Annotated in this window: 8 protein-coding genes, 3 tRNA genes and 1 pseudogene; 2 read left to right on the top strand and 10 right to left on the bottom strand. The window is 63.5% G+C overall.

The window, feature by feature from the left end; all coding sequences use genetic code 11:
- Nucleotides 1-213 precede the first annotated feature (213 nt).
- From BBBR_RS08745 to BBBR_RS08775, 7 genes are all read right to left on the bottom strand, one after another.
- Entirely contained in the window at nucleotides 214-399 is a 186-nt protein-coding gene (locus tag BBBR_RS08745) for a hypothetical protein (RefSeq protein ID WP_003829802.1), read from the bottom strand.
- The gene (locus BBBR_RS08750) at nucleotides 396-560 is read right to left on the bottom strand and encodes a hypothetical protein (protein ID WP_003829801.1); all 165 of its coding nucleotides are present in this window, start codon (nucleotides 558-560) and stop codon (nucleotides 396-398) included. Before BBBR_RS08750 ends, BBBR_RS08745 begins: the two co-directional genes overlap by 4 nt.
- The gene (locus tag BBBR_RS09945; protein WP_003829800.1) at nucleotides 539-1,171 is read right to left on the bottom strand and encodes an alpha/beta fold hydrolase; all 633 of its coding nucleotides are present in this window, start codon (nucleotides 1,169-1,171) and stop codon (nucleotides 539-541) included. Before BBBR_RS09945 ends, BBBR_RS08750 begins: the two co-directional genes overlap by 22 nt.
- A gap of 287 nt (nucleotides 1,172-1,458) precedes the next feature.
- Nucleotides 1,459-1,531 (bottom strand) — tRNA-Val (locus tag BBBR_RS08760).
- A gap of 48 nt (nucleotides 1,532-1,579) precedes the next feature.
- Nucleotides 1,580-1,651 (bottom strand) — tRNA-Val (locus BBBR_RS08765).
- 46 nt (nucleotides 1,652-1,697) lie between these two features.
- A tRNA-Gly gene (locus tag BBBR_RS08770) sits at nucleotides 1,698-1,770 on the bottom strand.
- A 100-nt stretch (nucleotides 1,771-1,870) separates the two neighbouring features.
- A complete protein-coding gene (locus BBBR_RS08775; protein ID WP_003829799.1) occupies nucleotides 1,871-2,095 on the bottom strand; it encodes a hypothetical protein in 225 nt (74 codons plus the stop codon).
- Between the two features lie 87 nt (nucleotides 2,096-2,182).
- On the opposite strand from BBBR_RS08775, the pseudogene BBBR_RS11155 reads away from it, so the two are divergent.
- Both BBBR_RS11155 and BBBR_RS11160 read left to right on the top strand, forming a co-directional pair.
- Nucleotides 2,183-2,278, top strand: a pseudogene (locus BBBR_RS11155) (NADPH-dependent FMN reductase); the annotation flags it as partial.
- A 97-nt stretch (nucleotides 2,279-2,375) separates the two neighbouring features.
- Nucleotides 2,376-2,615: a hypothetical protein gene (locus BBBR_RS11160; protein WP_003829798.1), complete on the top strand. Its 240-nt coding sequence runs from the start codon at nucleotides 2,376-2,378 to the stop codon at nucleotides 2,613-2,615.
- An 814-nt stretch (nucleotides 2,616-3,429) separates the two neighbouring features.
- Here BBBR_RS11160 and BBBR_RS08785 read toward each other — a convergent pair.
- Genes BBBR_RS08785 through BBBR_RS08795 form a run of 3 tightly spaced genes read right to left on the bottom strand, consistent with a single transcriptional unit; the run spans nucleotide 3,430 to nucleotide 16,435 of the window.
- Nucleotides 3,430-12,912 (bottom strand): type I polyketide synthase, encoded by a 9,483-nt coding sequence (locus BBBR_RS08785; protein WP_003829795.1) that lies wholly within the window; start codon nucleotides 12,910-12,912, stop codon nucleotides 3,430-3,432.
- Between the two features lie 39 nt (nucleotides 12,913-12,951).
- Nucleotides 12,952-14,574, bottom strand: coding sequence for an acyl-CoA carboxylase subunit beta (locus BBBR_RS08790; protein ID WP_003829794.1), 1,623 nt, complete (start codon nucleotides 14,572-14,574; stop codon nucleotides 12,952-12,954).
- Entirely contained in the window at nucleotides 14,567-16,435 is a 1,869-nt protein-coding gene (locus tag BBBR_RS08795) for an ATP-binding protein (RefSeq protein WP_025300055.1), read from the bottom strand. Before BBBR_RS08795 ends, BBBR_RS08790 begins: the two co-directional genes overlap by 8 nt.
- Between the last annotated feature and the right edge of the window lie 97 nt (nucleotides 16,436-16,532).

A 16,532-nucleotide genomic window follows, 5' to 3' on the forward strand; every position in this document is an offset into this window, starting at 1 on the left:
GCAGCTTTAACATCGCGCTCCACGAGACCGAAGCTTTTCCAGCCATGCGAGGGCAGCTTGTCTCACCTGCCACCACGAATCCGCTTCGACCCACGTACACATCTGTGTACAGCAGCGCTCGCAATCGGTTACCTACGACCCATATGATTTGCTGAGCGACCGCAAAACACGCAATAGCCGAGACAACACCGTCAGCGTTAAAGCTTAAGGCGACTACTTGCCCAATAGTCCGGAAATCTGGCCGATGATGCCAGCGGGCAGTCCTGCTTGTTCGGCAATGGATCCGAGGTCCAGATTGGCACCCTGCTCCTGAATTGCGCCAGCGACCTGACTGATCTGGTCGGCGGAGATGTTTTCCTCCGCCAGCGCCTGCAGCTCGTCAAGTCGGTCGGCGTTCAAATGGTCGCCAACGACCTGTTGATTTCACCCAACTGATCGGCATTGAAATGCTCACCGATTACCGCCGGCAAATCACCAATCGAACCGAGATTGAAATCCCCGCCAAGCACATTGCCTAGATTGTCTGCGGCAGAATTTTTCAGGCTATCGAACAGTCCCACATGTGCCGCTGGTACTGCTTGTTCAGCAACTGCTGCAGAGCATCGCACAGACCCTGCATCAATCGCCGCTCTTCGGCAGACAAGTCCCGCGTCTTACGCATCACAGCCCACGCCATCAGCCGCCGAAAAACTGGCATTGGTATCAGCTGAAGCCGCCGCTTCCACGTGCGTTGATTCTCAACCATGCCCATCAATTCGTCGCGAGCCTCTTGACCCATATCCCGAGCCAGCGAACACGTATTGGACAGCACCAGTCCCTCGATGCGTTCGGGATGGAACTTCGCCACGATTTGCGCGATCACGCCACCCAGCGACTGCCCAACCAGCCACACATGCTCATCCAACCCGTCCAGCAGGCTAGCGACGGCCCGCGCAAGCTTGGCGTTCATGGTGAACTGCTCCTGATAATCAAACGTAATGACCGAATAATGCTCGGCGAATCGCTCGAAATGCAGATAGAACAGGTCGGGCAGCCCGATGCCGCCTGGCAACAGCACAACCGTAGCGCGGGCGACGGGATTGCGATAGTACCGATATGAGAATTCCGCGCCGCCCGGCAATTGCATGGTTTGTTGCGAGTATCGCGCGCAGAACGAGGCAAGATTACTCATTGCCGATATCCCTTTCGATTGGGGCCTCACACAAAATCGCGTCTCTCGCTAATTGCGTGAGCCAACATGACTCCGATTGCGGGAGCGCAACACCGGTAGCGCCACTAATGCAGACATAGGCGTCCGGCAAATGGGCCAGATGGGCAAATGAGCACAACAAAAAAACTCAGCGTACGTTCTTCCAGACATCGCCGAAAATAGTCCGGGAAATCGTACGTTGAGGGACCGAATGCCCAAGGGGAAGCAAAAACGCTCGCAGTATATAGCTAGCGAGCGCGAATCTCAGGTGGGCGATGTAGGAATCGAACCTACGACCCCTTCGGTGTGAACGAAGTGCGCTAGCCGCTGCGCCAATCGCCCGAGGCAGTGATGAAAAAACCGGCAGTCACCTGCCGGCAATCCATCAAGTGGGCGATACAAGATTCGAACTTGTGACCCCTTCCGTGTCAGGGAAGTGCGCTACCACTGCGCCAACCGCCCGGGTCATTCTCCAGCCGAATCAATCGCGATTAATTGGCCTTTCGAGAGCGGACAACGGGACTCGAACCCGCGGTCTCAACCTTGGCAAGGTTGCGCTTTACCAACTAAGCTATGTCCGCATTCGTCACCCTTACAGGCAACAGATGTTAAAGATACGCGCTCCGTTGGAGAAATGCACCTGCCCTGCGTGTCCCGCGGGTTTTCGGGCTTTGCGGCCAATCACCGAGTCCGCCCATGAACGTAGTTCGCCGTAGCCGCATACAGCAGCCATGCGGCGGGCATGGTCAGCATGGACAACGGATAGAACCATTGGATCGGCGCATTGCCGTACAGCAGTCCGCCAACAATCGGCCCCAATGACATGCCCAAATCGATGCCGGCGTAATACGTGCTGTTGGCGATGCCGCTGCACGCAAACAAGTGGCCAAATGCGACGTTGGCCACGATTCACTGAGTAATGAGCGTGTTCCACGCCCGCAGCCACCGATTCTTCGCTTAAGGCGAAGTGGTTGTCAGCGCGGCAACTGCACAATGAGAACGTTACCAACAACCAATGCAAACCCGCCGGCAGCCGTAGCCTCCGCCCGCAAGGCCGTGGTTGAGGCCGACGGCGTGTGGATCTTCTCCCCCGAATACAACTACAGCTACCCGGGCGTGCTCAAGAACCTGCTCGACTGGCTGTCCCCGCCCGCTGGAGCCGTTCCCGGCCGAGTCCGCTTCCGTGATGGTCGGCAAGAAGGTCGCCCTGTCCGCTGCCGCCGGTCAGTCCGCCGGCGCCGGCACGCTCGCCAAGCTCAACGAGGTGCTGGGCTTTGGCAAGACCGAACTGCTGCCCACCGACAAGCAGGTCGGAGTGGCTCTGGCTCCCGAGGCTTGGGGCACCGGCAAGCTCACCCTGTCCGATGAAGACGAGGCGCGTCTGGCTGCCGAGGCTGACGCCTTCCTCGCGCTCGTTGCAGAGTAGTTCATACTCGCAATAGCCGAGCCCAATAATCTTTCAGAACGTAAAAATCTCTCCGGTTCCTCTGACCGGAGAGATTTCTTATACGTCATCGATTACGCATAGATTCAATGGCGGCAATGTCACCGCCGCCAAGGGTTAGCTCATGCGATAATCAATACCCTCCGAGACAGTGACGCCCAATCACGACGTGAAATTGCGAGTTTTTCTTTAGCGAGAGACATCTCAGCCTGATCAAGCGACTGGACACATGCCCATCTTCGTTCAAAGAGGTACATTTGAGACTTTGCAGAAAGCTATCTGCCTTCAAAGGGGTATTGAAACTCTGATATCGCAAGTATGAGCGTTGATATTCCAACGAAGATACTCGCGGTCTCGCGGTCTAGGTACCCCTTTGAAAGCAGATGACATTCTGCAACTTCTTTGGAAAGCTGATTTAGAGGTCTGAAAATATCTATCTCCATTTCGAGAGGCGGATGCGAACCGTTCCGAAGGTCTAATTCCATTTCGAGGGGCTGATTTGAACCGTCCCGAAGGTCTATCTCCGTTTCAAGGGGCTGATCATCCTATGCACCACGAGTATCAATGGCATAACGTCAACGCCATTCCGCCGTTTTTGCGTCTTGTCTACTTGGGCAACAACCCCTTGAAACGGAAGTAGACTTCCGGCGAATGTCAAATCTGCCCCTTGAAGTGCGAGAAGCCCCTCCTTCACGGAGGGGCTTCTCGCACTTTGTTAATTTTTATCTCACTGAGGCTGTGTCAGTGAGAAAAATATGCGAGGCAGCTCCCCTCAACCGAGGGAAGCCAGGGGATATCAGGCCTCGTAGTAGCCGTCGGCACCGAGACGGGCGTCCGGGTTGAGGAGCATGGACTTTTCGACCTCATGGTGGTCGTAGCCGCGGTGATCCTCGTGGAAGCGACGGTTATCGATCGGCTCGTAGAGCGCGGCGCGACCCATCATGCCTTCCTCGAGGTGACGCTGGCCTGCAGCCAAGCGCGCGTTGGCACGCTCACGCCAGGCTTCCAGCGCGGCCTCGCCATCGGCCTTGGCCACGGCGGCCTCGAAGGCACCGGGGTGAACCAGCGCCACGAAGCCGGAGACGTGTCCGAAGCCGAGCGAGGTGGCCAGACCGGCCTTGACCGGGCGACCAGCGGTCTCACGACCGAACTCGTCCTCGCCGCCGCCGATGCGCAGGGGCTTCCTGACCCAGACCATATGGTCGTCGCGCTGGAGTTTCGGATCCACGCAGTCGAGCGACGCGTTCGCCGGAATCACGCCGGACTTGAACAGCTGCGTCAGACCGTTGACCTGGAAGATGCAGGCACCACCCTTGGCGTGGCCGGTAAGCGTCTTCTGCGAGATCACGAACAGCGGGTTGCCGTCGGTGCGGCCGATGGCGTGGGCCAGCGTGTTGTGCAGCTCGGATTCGTTCGGGTCGTTGGCGTTGGTGGACGTGTCGTGCTTGGAGACCACGGCGATGTCGTCGGCTGAGACGCCGAGCTTAGCCAGGTCGTGCACGAGCTTGGAGTCCTTGCCACCGAGTCCGGCAGCCAGGGCACCGAGGCCCGGAGCCGGAATCGAGGTGTGAGCGCCATCCGCGTAGGAGTGGATGAAGCCGACCACGGCCGCAACCGGCAGGCCGAGCTTTTCGGCGATGTCACCACGGGTCACAAGGATCGTGCCGCCGCCCTGGGATTCCAGGAAGCCACCACGGCGACGATCGTTCGCGCGGCTGAAGAAGCGCGCGTCGATGCCCTTGCCGTACATTTCCTCCGAGTTGGCGGTGGCGTTCATGTTGCCGAAGCCGATCACGGATTCCACGCCGATGTCGTCGATCGCACCGGTGACCACGAAGTCGGCCTTGCCGAGGGCGATCTTGTCGACGCCCTCTTCAAGGGAGACGGCCGCGGTGGCGCAGGCGGAGACCGGCTGGATCATGTTGCCGTAACCGCCGATGTAGGACTGCATCACGTGAGCCGCGACCACATTCGGCAGGGCCTCCTGCAGGATGTCGGTCGGAATCTCGTGATTGAGGAAGCGGTCGAGGTACAGCTTGCGCATCGACATCATGCCGCCGAAGCCAGTGCCCTGGGTCGAAGCCACCAGCGAGGGGTGGATGGACTCGAGGATTTCGGCCGGGGTGAAGCCGGCGCCCAGATAGGCGTCCACGGTGGTGACGATGTTCCACAGGGCGATCTTGTCGACATCGCCGACCATCGAAGCGGGGATGCCCCAACGGGTCGGGTCGAAGCCCTTCGGGAACTGGCCGCCGACCGTGCGGGTCATGGTGGCGCGGCGCGGCACGCGGATCATCGAGCCGGCGTGGCGGGTCACGTTCCATTCGCCGGATTCCTCATCCGGGGCGATGGTGGTGTGCGCCTCGTCCAGCTTGACGTATTCGGCGGCGACATCGCGGGTCGGCACGGAGAAGGTGACGTCGTGGTCCAGGAAGACCTCGGCTTCTTCTTCATCGGCGCCGTCCTTGTAGTCGTCGCCCATGCCTTCCTCGAACGGGCGGATGCCGGAGCGGGCCACGACCTCGTCGTGGTAGCGCTCGGCGATGTCCTCTTCGGGCACCAGGTTGCCGTCGGTGTCGTACCAGCCGGGCTTCGGGCTGTCGGCCCAAGTCAGCAGGCCCATGTTCCATGCAAGTTCGAGCACTGCGCCGGCAGACAGATCAACGGTGCCGTCCGGGTGGATGCCGAGTTCGGCCTGGGTGCGCGTACGACCGGAACCCCACGGGCCCAGCTCGCCAACGGAGACGATGACGATCTCGTCTTTCGGCTTGGCGGTGACGTTCTGCCAATCGGCAAGGTCGACCGAGGCCTGCTTGGTGACAATTGGGGTGGGCAGAGCCTTGAGAGTGGAGCCTGCGGCGCCGCCCTCCGGCTTCTCTCCCTCAATCGCAACCTTCTCAGAGGAAGCTTCCTTCTCCGCATCGGCCATGGCCTCCGCGCGCAACGCCTTGATGTCGATGGGCTCGGAGCCGAGGCCACCGGTCAGATCCACGTCGAGCGGAGCCTTGAGGGCCTGCTCGCGCGATTCGGTGGTGCACAGGTCGAGCAGTTTGGCCGCAATCTGCGCGGTGGAGTAGGTGTGAATGCCGTGGCGCTCGACGACGGCGACCAGCGGGTCGTTGCCGCCCATAAGGCCGGTGCCACGCACCCAGCCAATCTTCGGGTGAGCGAAAGTGACGCGGCTCGACCACACCTTTTCGGCGCGGGCGCGGTTGACGATGGCGTCGAAGGCGCTCTTGACCTCGCCGTAGGCACCGTCGCCGCCGAACACGCCGCGGTTCGGGGAACCGGGCAGCACCACATGCAGCTTGTGCTGCACGTTGGTGTCGGCACCGATGTGGCTGAAGCCGGCGATGGCGCGTTCCACGCCCCACAGCATCAGTCGGGCCTGCGACTCGAACAGGTCGCCGGAGTCGGCAAGCGTGCCGTGAACCGGCGGTGCGGCGAACGGGAAGAACAGGGTCGGCTCCCACGCGGGCTTCAAGATCGTGGTGGTGGCACCAGAGGTCTTCTTCTGCTCGTGGCCCACCCAGTCGACCAGCGCGTCAACGTCGCGATAGCTGGAGAGGTTGGCCGGAACCAGCCACAGCTTGGCGTTGCCGGTGGCGTGCTCGCGGTACGCCTGCTTCGCCCAAGCCTTGATGGACGGCTTGAAGCTGTGCGAGGTGGCCACCACGGTGGCGCCGCCCGCGAGCAGGCCTTCGACCACCTGAGCGGCGATGGAGTTCGGGCTCACACCGGTGACAATGGCGATGTCGTTCGCGTAGCGGGAGGCGTTTTTGTCGGAAGTAACGGATTCGAGGGCTTCAGAAGCGGCCTTCTGGAAGGCGTCCTTGAGCTCATCGTTGTCCGACTTGTCGGCGAACCACTGGGCTTCGGCGGCGATGGTCTTGCCAAGGCCAATGAAGCTGCCGTTCAGAGCGGCGGGGTCGTTGTCGTAGTAGGCGCGGGCGAGGTCTTCGCGGGCGGAGGCCCAACGGTCATCGAAGAGGATGGCCTTGTTGGCATCAAAGCGTGGAGCGACCTGCTTGGGCCAGTCGGAGCCGAGCTCGGCTTCGACCGCGGCCACCACGGCGGCATTCTCGTCCTCGGATTCCTCCGGAGCCGGAGCGGCCACGCCGAGCTCGTTCAGCACGAAGCGGGCGGTGGCGGCAAGCACGCCGTTGGAACCGGTGACCTTCTCGGCGAAGGCGTCGAGTGCGGCGGAATCGACCACGGCACCGCCAGCGGCACCACCGGCGGACGGCAGAGCCACGGCAACGCCCTTAAGCTGGGCGACCACTTCAACAGCGGCGTCGATCAGCTTGTCGGCTTCCGGCTTGTTCTGCACGGCAGCGGTCGGCAGCTTGGCCAGGTCACCGCCACGGGAGCTGGAGCCCTCGCGGGTATCGAGCAGCAGTGCGGCAAGCACGCTGGCCACCCAGCCTTCGCCGAGCTGCCACACGTTGGCCACACGGTCGCGGATGTACTGCTGCTTGACGCCGGCGGCACCGAACAGCGAGCGCAGACGATCGCGCAGTGCCTCGGAGAGCACGGCACCGAACGGCTTGTAGTTCGGGGCAGCCTTGTTGACGATTTGGGCGAGCTTGTCGAGCGTCGCCTCGGCGGCACCGTCCACGCTGGCCACGCCCAGCTCGGAGCTGATGTCCATGAGCAACTGGTTACGGCGAGAGGAAACGCCGTTGGTCAAGGTATCGGTGGTGTCGTTGCTGCCGATCTGGTCAAGACGAACCTTGGCGGCGTATGCCATGAGGACGCCGATGCCATCGGAGGCTTTGAAGGGCAGGTCGGCGACGGCGGCACCGGACGGGGCGCCGGCGGGAGCGGCAGAAACCGGAGCGGCCGGTGCGGGAGCAGCGGCAGCAGCCGGCGCTGCGTCAGCGGCTGCGCTCGAGCCAAGCTTGGCGACGGCGGAACCGCCGGCGGGAGCGGTTTCGACCGGAGCCGCGGTCTCTTCCGGCTCGTCGTCGGGAACCAGCGAATCGGTGTCGGTCATGTAGACGCGGCCCTCATCGCGGCCGACGTTGTAGACCACCGTGTTGTTGCCGGCGAACTCGGGCAGACGCAGGGTCTTGGCACCGAGGTTGGCGAGCGTCGGGGCGTTGCCGAGGCCGACTTCGACGTACTCTTCGACGCCGAGGCCGCCCTGTTCACGCTTGCCGAACAGCAGTGCCTGGGTTTCGATCCAACGCACCGGGGAGGCGAATTGCCAGGAGAGCAACTCAGTGAGCAGCAGTCGGCCGAGCTTCTGGTCATCGGCGGCGTAGGAATCCCACACGGCCGGGTCGTCCAGTGCGGCCTTGATACGCTCGGAAGGCACGACTTCGAGGATCTTGGCGGCGAATTCCTTTGTCATCTCGAACGGCGAAGCCACGAGGTTCGGGATGTAGCGGTCCACCAGACGGCCACGGTAGTCGATGTAAGCGGGAAGCAGCGCGTCGAGCTTGTCGCGGAATTCCGGCACGCCCTTGCGCAGCAGCGTGGAGTGGAACGGCACATCAATGCCGGGCACCAGCATGAACGCGGGCTTGCCGCCGAATGCGGCCACGCGGCGGGCGGAATCGGCCTTCAGGGCCTTGAGTCCGGCGATCGTGCCAGCGATGGCGTACTGCTGGCCGGCGAGGTTGTAGTTCACGATCTCCAGGAATTCGCCGGAGGCCTTGGCCACGGATTCCACGTATTCCTTGACGTGAGCGTCGTCCACACCGAACTGGTTCGGGCGCAGGGCACCCATGCGGTAGTTGGAGCGGCCCTGGGCGTCACGCTCGATGAGGTGGTGCATGGTGGAACCACGGTGGAACACGAGCTCCAGTACGGTTTCCAGCGGAATCACGTCGGCGAATGCGGACAGCGCGTTGTACTCGCCGAGCGAGTGGCCGGCGAAGTAGGCGGGCCAGACGTCGGCGCCGGCTTCGCGCAGGCGCGCGGTCTGGGCAAAAGCAACCGTCGCGAGCGCCACCTGCGTGAACTGCGTCAGGTTGAGCAGGCCTTCGGGGTGACGGTAGGTCACGCCGTTGGCGGTGAGCTCCTTCGGGTTATCGCGCACAAGACCCAGGATCGAGAAGCCGAGCTTGGCGCGGGTGAGCTTGTCGGCGCGCTCCCACACGTCGCGGGCGGCGGCGGACTTGGCGCGCTCGTCCAGAACCATGCCCTGCTTCTGAATGCCCTGGCCGGGGTAGACGAAGGCGGCGCGAGGCGCGCGGACCAGTGCAGTACCGCGGGAGACTAGCTGGCCGTCGATACGGCAGGTGACTTCGAGGGTCATGCCGCCGTGGCGCACCTTGCCGACGCGCTCCACGGAGATCTCGACGGTGTCGTCGAGCTGGACCATGCCGTACATGTTGTAGGTCCAGCCGGCGATCTCGTAGCGGGCGCCCTTCTCGTCCAGTGCCTGCACGGCGTGCTGGGCGGTGGCGGACAGCCACATGCCGTGCACAAGCGGGGCGGCCAGACCGGAGATGCGGGCGCCGCGCGTGGAGGTGTGAATCGGGTTGAAGTCGCCGGAAGTGCGAGCGAAGGCGGTCATGTCGTGCGGAGCGACGACCTTCACACGGCGCAGCAAGCGGCGCGGCGTCGGAGCGACTTCCGCGTGCTCGGCATCGCCGAATTCAGGAGCGTCAGCCGGCAGAGCGTCAGAGTAGACGCGGCCACGAATGGCGAAACGCTCGGTTTCGCGGGCGAGCAGCGTGCCATCGGCAGCGGTATGAGTCACGTGAATCGTGACCACACGGCCGGAGGCGGACTCGAAGTAGTCCTCAGCCCAAGACTTCAGCGTGATGGTTTCGCCAGTGTGCTTGAGCAGGTCCTCCTCGTTCACCTCAAGTTCGATGAGGTGGTCGAGGTGGACGGCGTTGAGCAGGCCTTCGATAACCGGGTAGCCCTTGACGTACACGGAACCGAGCGCCGTGTAGATCGCCGGCCAGGCCGGGCCGACCAGTGCGTCGGGAGCGATGCGGCTGGGCTGCAATGCGGCAGGCAGAGCGGCACCAGTAGCTGCCTCATGGTCAAAGCCGAGGTTGGCGGACAAGGTGTAGGTGGCAGTGGCGGTACCGAACGGCCTGTTCTGAGCGGTCTCTCCCTCAGTCACGGCATTCGCCGTGACAGCTCCCTCGTCAGAGGGAACAGACAGGGTGGGCATCGCGGTGAGCTTGTCGCCGGTGATGGCGGTATTGCCAATGCCGGCGGTGGCGGCGAGCATTGCGTACACGTCCGGAATCAGACGCTCGCGATCCACGACCGGCACTCGGCCAGGCTCGGTTCCTTCCACGATGAGCGGAATGACGATGTCACGAACGGCGTGCTTGGAGGTGCCGCCGTCCGGATCGTTGTCCCAGTAGGTGTCGAGGTGGATATCCAGATCGTACTTGCCGGCTGCGGCGTCAAATGCGCGAATCTCGTAGTACTGGTCGCCCAGAGCGGTGCCGTAGGCGGGATTGTCGGCGATGTGGCCCACCCAGGAGATGTTCGGAGACTTGCGGATGAAGTCCTCGGCAGAAACGGCCTCGCCGAGAGCAGCGAAGTCATTGCTTTCAGAGGCATTCTGCTCGGCCTTCACGCGCTCGATAGCGGCGTTCTCGAAACGACCGAGGATGTCTGCGATCGGCTCGTCCACGGTGGTGATGCCGGCCACGGAAATCGGGCCGGGGATGGCGCGCACGGAATCGGCGGAATAACGCTGATCCTCGGACTGCCAGAGCTGGTCCTGCCCCCACCAACGCAGCAGATCGTTGTCGATGACCGGCACGAACGGCATGGGTTTGGGGTATTCGCGCACGAGCACCGGGAACCAGGCCACATCGGCCGGGACCACCTTGAGTTCGGCGGTCTGCGGGTAGGCCAGAGCGAGCTTTTCCAGCGCGGGGGCAGGATCGGCGAGAATGCCGTCGCGGGTCAGCAGGCCGGCGGCAGCGGCCTCATCGGCAGAAACGCCGTCGGCGGCGAACAGCTTGGAGGTGAACTCGCCGGAGTCGGTGTCGTTCGCACGGGCTTCGATGCGCTGCAGCAGGTGCTGGAATCGGTCGGCGTAAGTCGGGTCGGCCCATGGGAAGGCGAGTTCGGCGAAGCGCTGTGCCCACTCGAGGTAGGTCATGGAGGCCAGATCGCCGAAGTAGGGCTTGGCGGTCTTGTTCAGGGCCTCGATGATTTCCTTACGGCGGGAGTCGAGCTCCTCAGGATGCTTCATGACGCGTACAAGCAGGCGGCCGCATTCGGCGGAGTCGTTCTCGAGCTCATAGATGTCAGCGTGCAGGTGGCTCAGGCCTGAGGACATGCCACCGACCGACTTGCCGGACGGCACCCAGTGGGCGGCCTGCGGGGCGAACACATCATCGGACTTGGCGTCGGCCGGAATGCCGGGCGTCTTGACGAGCATCTGCTTGACTTCGGGGCTGGTGTGGGCTTCCTTGGCGGTCATCGCAGCGGTGCCGATAAGCACGCCGTCGACCGGCATGTCCGGCAGACCGTAGGCGTGGGCCCACTGGCCGGAGATGTAGTCGGCCGCGCGTTCGGGGGTGCCGATGCCGCCGCCGGCGACCAGCACGAGGTTGTCGCAGGCGCGCACTTCGGCGTAGGTGGCGGCGAGCAGGTCATCCAGGGCTTCCCAGCTGTGGTGGCCGCCGGCCTCGCCGCCTTCGACCTGAATCATGATGGTGGTGGGGGCCACGGCCTTGGCGATGCGCACGACCTGACGAATCTGGTCGACGGTGCCGGGCTTGAAGCTCACGTACGGCAGACCATCGGCCTGCAGGTTCTTGATGAGTTCCACGGCCTCGTCCAGCTCGGGGATGCCGGCGGAAACGACCACGCCGTCAATCGGAGCGCCGGAAGCACGCTTCTTGGGCACGATGCGGGAGGAGCCGAACTGCAGGTTCCACAGGTAGCGGTCCATGAACATCGCGTTGAATTCAACCGTGCGGCCTTCCTCAAGCTCGTCTTCGAGGGCGGCGATGTGGCGGTCGAACACTTCGGCGGTCACCTGGCCGCCGCCGGCGAGCTCGGCCCAGTAGCCGGCGTTGGCGGCTGCGGCCACGATTTCCGGCTCCACGGTGGTGGGGGTCATGCCGGGCAGCAGCACCGGCGGCTTGCCGGTGAGCTTGGAGAACTTGGTGACCAGCTTGGCGCCGGCCGGGGTTTCGATGACGCGCGGCGCGAGTGCCTTCCAGTTCTGGGTGCGCTCGGGCTCGCTTTCCAAAGTGGAGAGAGCGGAGCGCTCGGCCAACGTGGTGGCTTCGACCACGCCGATGCCGGTGCCCTGCACCACGTTGCCGATCAGCTTGCCAAGCGTGTTGCCAGGGCCGAGGTCCACAATCCACAGCTTGGCCGGGTCGGCGGCGTTAAACAGCGCCTTGACGCGGGCATTCCAGTCCACATGGTTGAGCAGCACTTCCTCAGCGAGTGCGCGGGTGCGATCCTGGTCAAAGCCGCAGGCGCCAGCCCAAGACACGGTCTGCTCAACAGCTTCGGCCATGAGCGGAGAATGGAAGGGCAGGGTGACTTCGAGGTATTCGAGAGTGGGGTTGAACACAGTGCCGCCGTGGAGCTTCTGTTCACGCAGCTTGGCCTGGTGCTTGTGCTCGCGCTCGGTTTCGAAGGCGAGTGCTGCCAGGTCTTCCGGGTAGCCGGAAAGCACGTGGTGGTTGTCGGAGTTGGTGACGGCGATGGAGATCGGGCCTCGGGCGTTGTTCACGCGCTTGACCAGAGCCTCAACCTGTTCGCGGGTGGCGCCCTTGACGGAGAGCATCGGGCTGGCCTCGCCGTACTTGGGGTTCAGGCCCAGTTCGCGCACGCGGCGAGTGCCGGCTGCACCGATCAGGGCGGCGACGGCCAGAATCTCGTCGAGGGTCTTGCCGGCGGCTTCGATGGAGCCGGCGGCCTCGATGGCACGGGTCATGTGCACGGCGAGCACGCCCTGGGAGTGGCCGAGCACGGCAACCGGCTTGGCGGCGGCCACACTGTAGCCAAGGTGTTCCAAGTCGAGCAGGGCGCCGAGCTGGGTCAGGGCCACGCCTTCCACGGATGCGGTGGCGTCGGCTGCAGCGCTGAGGTGGGCCGGGTTCGGGGTGAAGCCGAACAGGTCGACCGGACGACCGGTGGTGGCCAGCAGGTCAGCGGCGGCCGGGGAGAGCAGTCGGTTGGCTGCGGCGACGTGGCCACGCAGGGCCTCGTCAAGACTGGGATCGGTGGTCTGGTCTGCCAAGGCGACCGGCCACGGGGTGGACTGGCCGGCGAAAGCGAGCGCATGAGGCTCGGTGGTCAGGCGGTTGAGGAAGAAGGTGGACATTACTTTCCTTACTTGTGTTTTGGTTGACGTCTTCAAAAATCAAAGTGGCTGGTTGCCGTGGTGTTTGGTGGTGCGCTTGATGCGGCGCTTGGTAGCAAGCGTGGCCAGCGATTCGACGATCACTTCACGGGTTTGTTCGGGGTCGATCATGCCGTCGATCTGCCCGATTTCCAGCGAGAGGTTCGCGTTGACGGTGCTGGTCTCGTACTCCTTGATGTACTTGGCCCGCAGCGCATCGACGTCCTGTCCGGAGGCTTTGGCCTTGGCCAGGTCATGGCGGTGGATGATGTTCACCGCGCCGGCCGCACCGAGCACCGCGATCTGGGAGGAGGGCCACGCGAAGTTCAGGTCCGCGCCGATGGCTTTGGATCCCATCACGATGTACGCGCCGCCGAACGCCTTGCGCAGCACCACGGTCACCATCGGCACTTGCGCGTTGGCGTAGGCGTAGATCACCTTGGCGCCGCGGCGGATGATGCCGGCGTGCTCCTGGTCGGAGCCGGGCTTGTAGCCGGGCACGTCCACGAGGGTGACCACGGGCAGGTTGAACGCGTCACACAGTCGCACGAATCGGGCGACCTTCTCGGACGAGTCGACGTCCAGGATGCCGGCGAGCACGTTCGGCTGGTTCGCCACGATGCCGACCGGCTTGCCGTCGATGCAGGCGAAGCCGACGAGCGCGGAGGCGCCGAACAGTTCCTGCACCTGCACGAATTCGCCGTAATCGACGATGCAACGGATCACTTCGAGCATGTCGTACGGCTGGCGTTCGTTGGCGGGCACGATGGTGGCGAGTCGCTTGGCGGTTTCGCGTTCGGCGCGGGTGGCGGCGTAGGCGTAGACCGGCGGCTTGCTTTCGCTGTTGGACGGCAAGTAGGCGAGCACGGTGCGCGCGTAGTCGATGGCATCCGATTCGTCCTCGCCGAGGTAGTGGGCCACGCCGGACACCCGGTTATGCACTTCGCCGCCGCCGAGGTCGGCCATGGAGATGGTCTCGCCGGTCGAGGCTTTGACCACGTCCGGTCCGGTGACGAACATGTTCGAGTTCTCGCGAGTCATGATGATGAGGTCCGTCAGTGCCGGGCAATAGACGGCGCCACCGGCGCAGGGGCCGAGGATCAGGCTCAGCTGGGGCACGAAGCCGCTGGCCTCGCAGGTCTTGCGGAAGATGCGGCCGTACTGGGTCAGGGCGGCCACGCCTTCCTGGATGCGGGCGCCACCGGAGTCCACGATGGCCACGATCGGCACTTTGAGGTCGATGGCCATGTCCATCAGTCGGCAGATCTTCTCGCCTTCGGCGGTGCCGAGGGTACCGCCCTTGACGGAGAAGTCCTGGGCGTAGACGGCGACTTTGCGGCCGTAGACCTGGCCGAAGCCGGTGATGACGGCCGCACCGGCGTTGCCGCCGGCGATGTTGCCGCCCTGGAAGCGGCCGATCTCCTCAAACGTGCCAGTGTCGAAGAGCAGGTCAAGGCGTTCGCGCGCGGTTTTCTTGCCTTTGGCGTGCTGTTTGTCGCGGGCGCGCTCTTCGGCGGCGCGAGCCAGTTCGGCGGCCTTGACCACGGCGGTGCGCAGCGGCTGGTGAGCCGGAGGCTGGGAGGCGTTGGTCGCCGAGGTAGCAGTCACGGCATTGACGGCCGGCGAATCCATAATGTCAGTCATTGCCGCCCTCCTTCTTGGAGTCCTCGGCCTTGGCCACATCCAGCGTGACCAACGTGTCGCCGGCTTCCACACCATCGGCTGGACCGACGAAGATCTTCTTCACTTCGCCTGCGGCCGGCGCGTACACGTAGTTCTCCATCTTCATGGATTCGAGCACCACCAGCAGGTCGCCCTTGGCCACCTGCTGACCTTCGGACACGTTGATGCGCGTGACCACGGCCTGCATCGGGGACGCGATGACGCCGGATTTGGCGCCATCGTTCGCCTTGGCGGCGCCGGAGGCCACATTGTGCAGGCCTGCGCCGCGCAACGGCTGAGTGGGTCGCTTGGCACCGCGGGCGCGGGCCGATCCGGTGATGTTCTCCACGATGTCGAGTGGCACGGTGAGCTTGACGCGGCGGTTGTTCATCTCGATGACAAAGGTTTCGGACGTGGACTTGTCGGGCGCGGCAGGAGCTGCGGCACCAGCCAGCGATGCCGGCTGACCCGAGCTGGCGGAAGCCGGTGTGCGGTTCAGGTACGTGCGTTCCAGCCACTTGGTGGACACGGAGAACGGGTGACCGTTCTCGGCGGTGAAGTCGTCGTTGCGGAAGATCTCCTTGAACAGCGGAATCGGCGTGGGCACACCTTCGATCACCAGCTCGTCCAGCACACGGCGCACTCGGGCCACGGCGTCAAGGCGGTTCTGGGCGGTGACGATGACCTTGCCCATCATCGAGTCGAACTTCGGGGAGATGGTGTCACCCTGCTCCACACCGGTGTCGATGCGCACACCGGGTCCGGCCGGCCACTGAATCTTCTCGAGGGTGCCGGAACCAGGGGTCAGGTTGGTGGCCGGGTCTTCGCTGGTGATACGCAGTTCGAAGCTGTGGCCGCGCGGCTCAGGGGCACGGGTGAGTTCACCGCCCGCTGCAATGTTGAGCTGTTCGCGCACCAGGTCAAGGCCGCTGACCTCTTCGGACACGGTGTGTTCCACCTGCAGACGCGGGTTGACTTCCAGGAAATACACCTTGCCATTCGGGGTCACCATGAATTCGCAGGTGCCCAAGCCCACATAGCCGACCGTGGTAAACAGGCGGCGGGAGTACTCCTCCAAAGTGCTGACGATTTCCTCGGGCAGGAAAGGCGCGGGGGCTTCTTCCACAAGCTTTTGGTTGCGGCGCTGCAGCGAGCAGTCACGGGTGGAGTACACGGTGAAGTTGCCGTGCGAGTCGCGTCCGGACTGGGTCTCGACGTGGCGTGCCTTGTCCACGAACTTCTCGATGAAGTATTCCTTCAGATCGCCGCCTTGCAGTGCGTCGTGGTTCATGTAGAAGCGGCGCAGTTCCTCGTCGTCATGCACCACGGTGATGCCGTGGCCGCCACCGCCATCGGTGCGCTTCATCATGATCGGGTAGCCGTGGGTGTGTGCAAAGTCGAGCAGGGTGCGCACATCGGTCACCGGTTCGGACAGACCTGGCACGGGCGGTACCTTGGCACGCAGGGCCACGCGGCGGGCGGTGATCTTATCGCCGAGATCCACGAGCGCGGTGTGGTGCGGGCCCACCCAAATGGCACCGGCATCCTCGACCTTTTGCGCAAAGCTCGGCACTTCAGACAGGAATCCATAGCCGGGGTGCACGGCGTCCGCACCGGTTTTGTGCAGGATGTCGATCAGCAGATCCTCGTTGAGGTAGGTGTCCTTGTAGGTGTCGCCGGAAAGCAGGTATGCTTCGTCGGCCATGTCCACATAGCGGCTGTTGCGATCCTGTTCGGAGTAGACAGCCACGGTGGAGATACCCATCTCCTTGGCCGTACGCACTACGCGAAGCGCAATCTCGCCTCGGTTCGCGATCAGCAGTTTTTTGACAATATGAGCCATAACGTCAAATTGTGCCCTTGATATGAGGTATGGGGCAAGCTGAGTTCGCACAAAACATATCATCGGCTTTTGTAGGCCATGAACAAACGAGTACGTA

This window comes from Bifidobacterium breve DSM 20213 = JCM 1192 (assembly GCF_001025175.1).
Lineage (GTDB): Bacteria > Actinomycetota > Actinomycetes > Actinomycetales > Bifidobacteriaceae > Bifidobacterium > Bifidobacterium breve.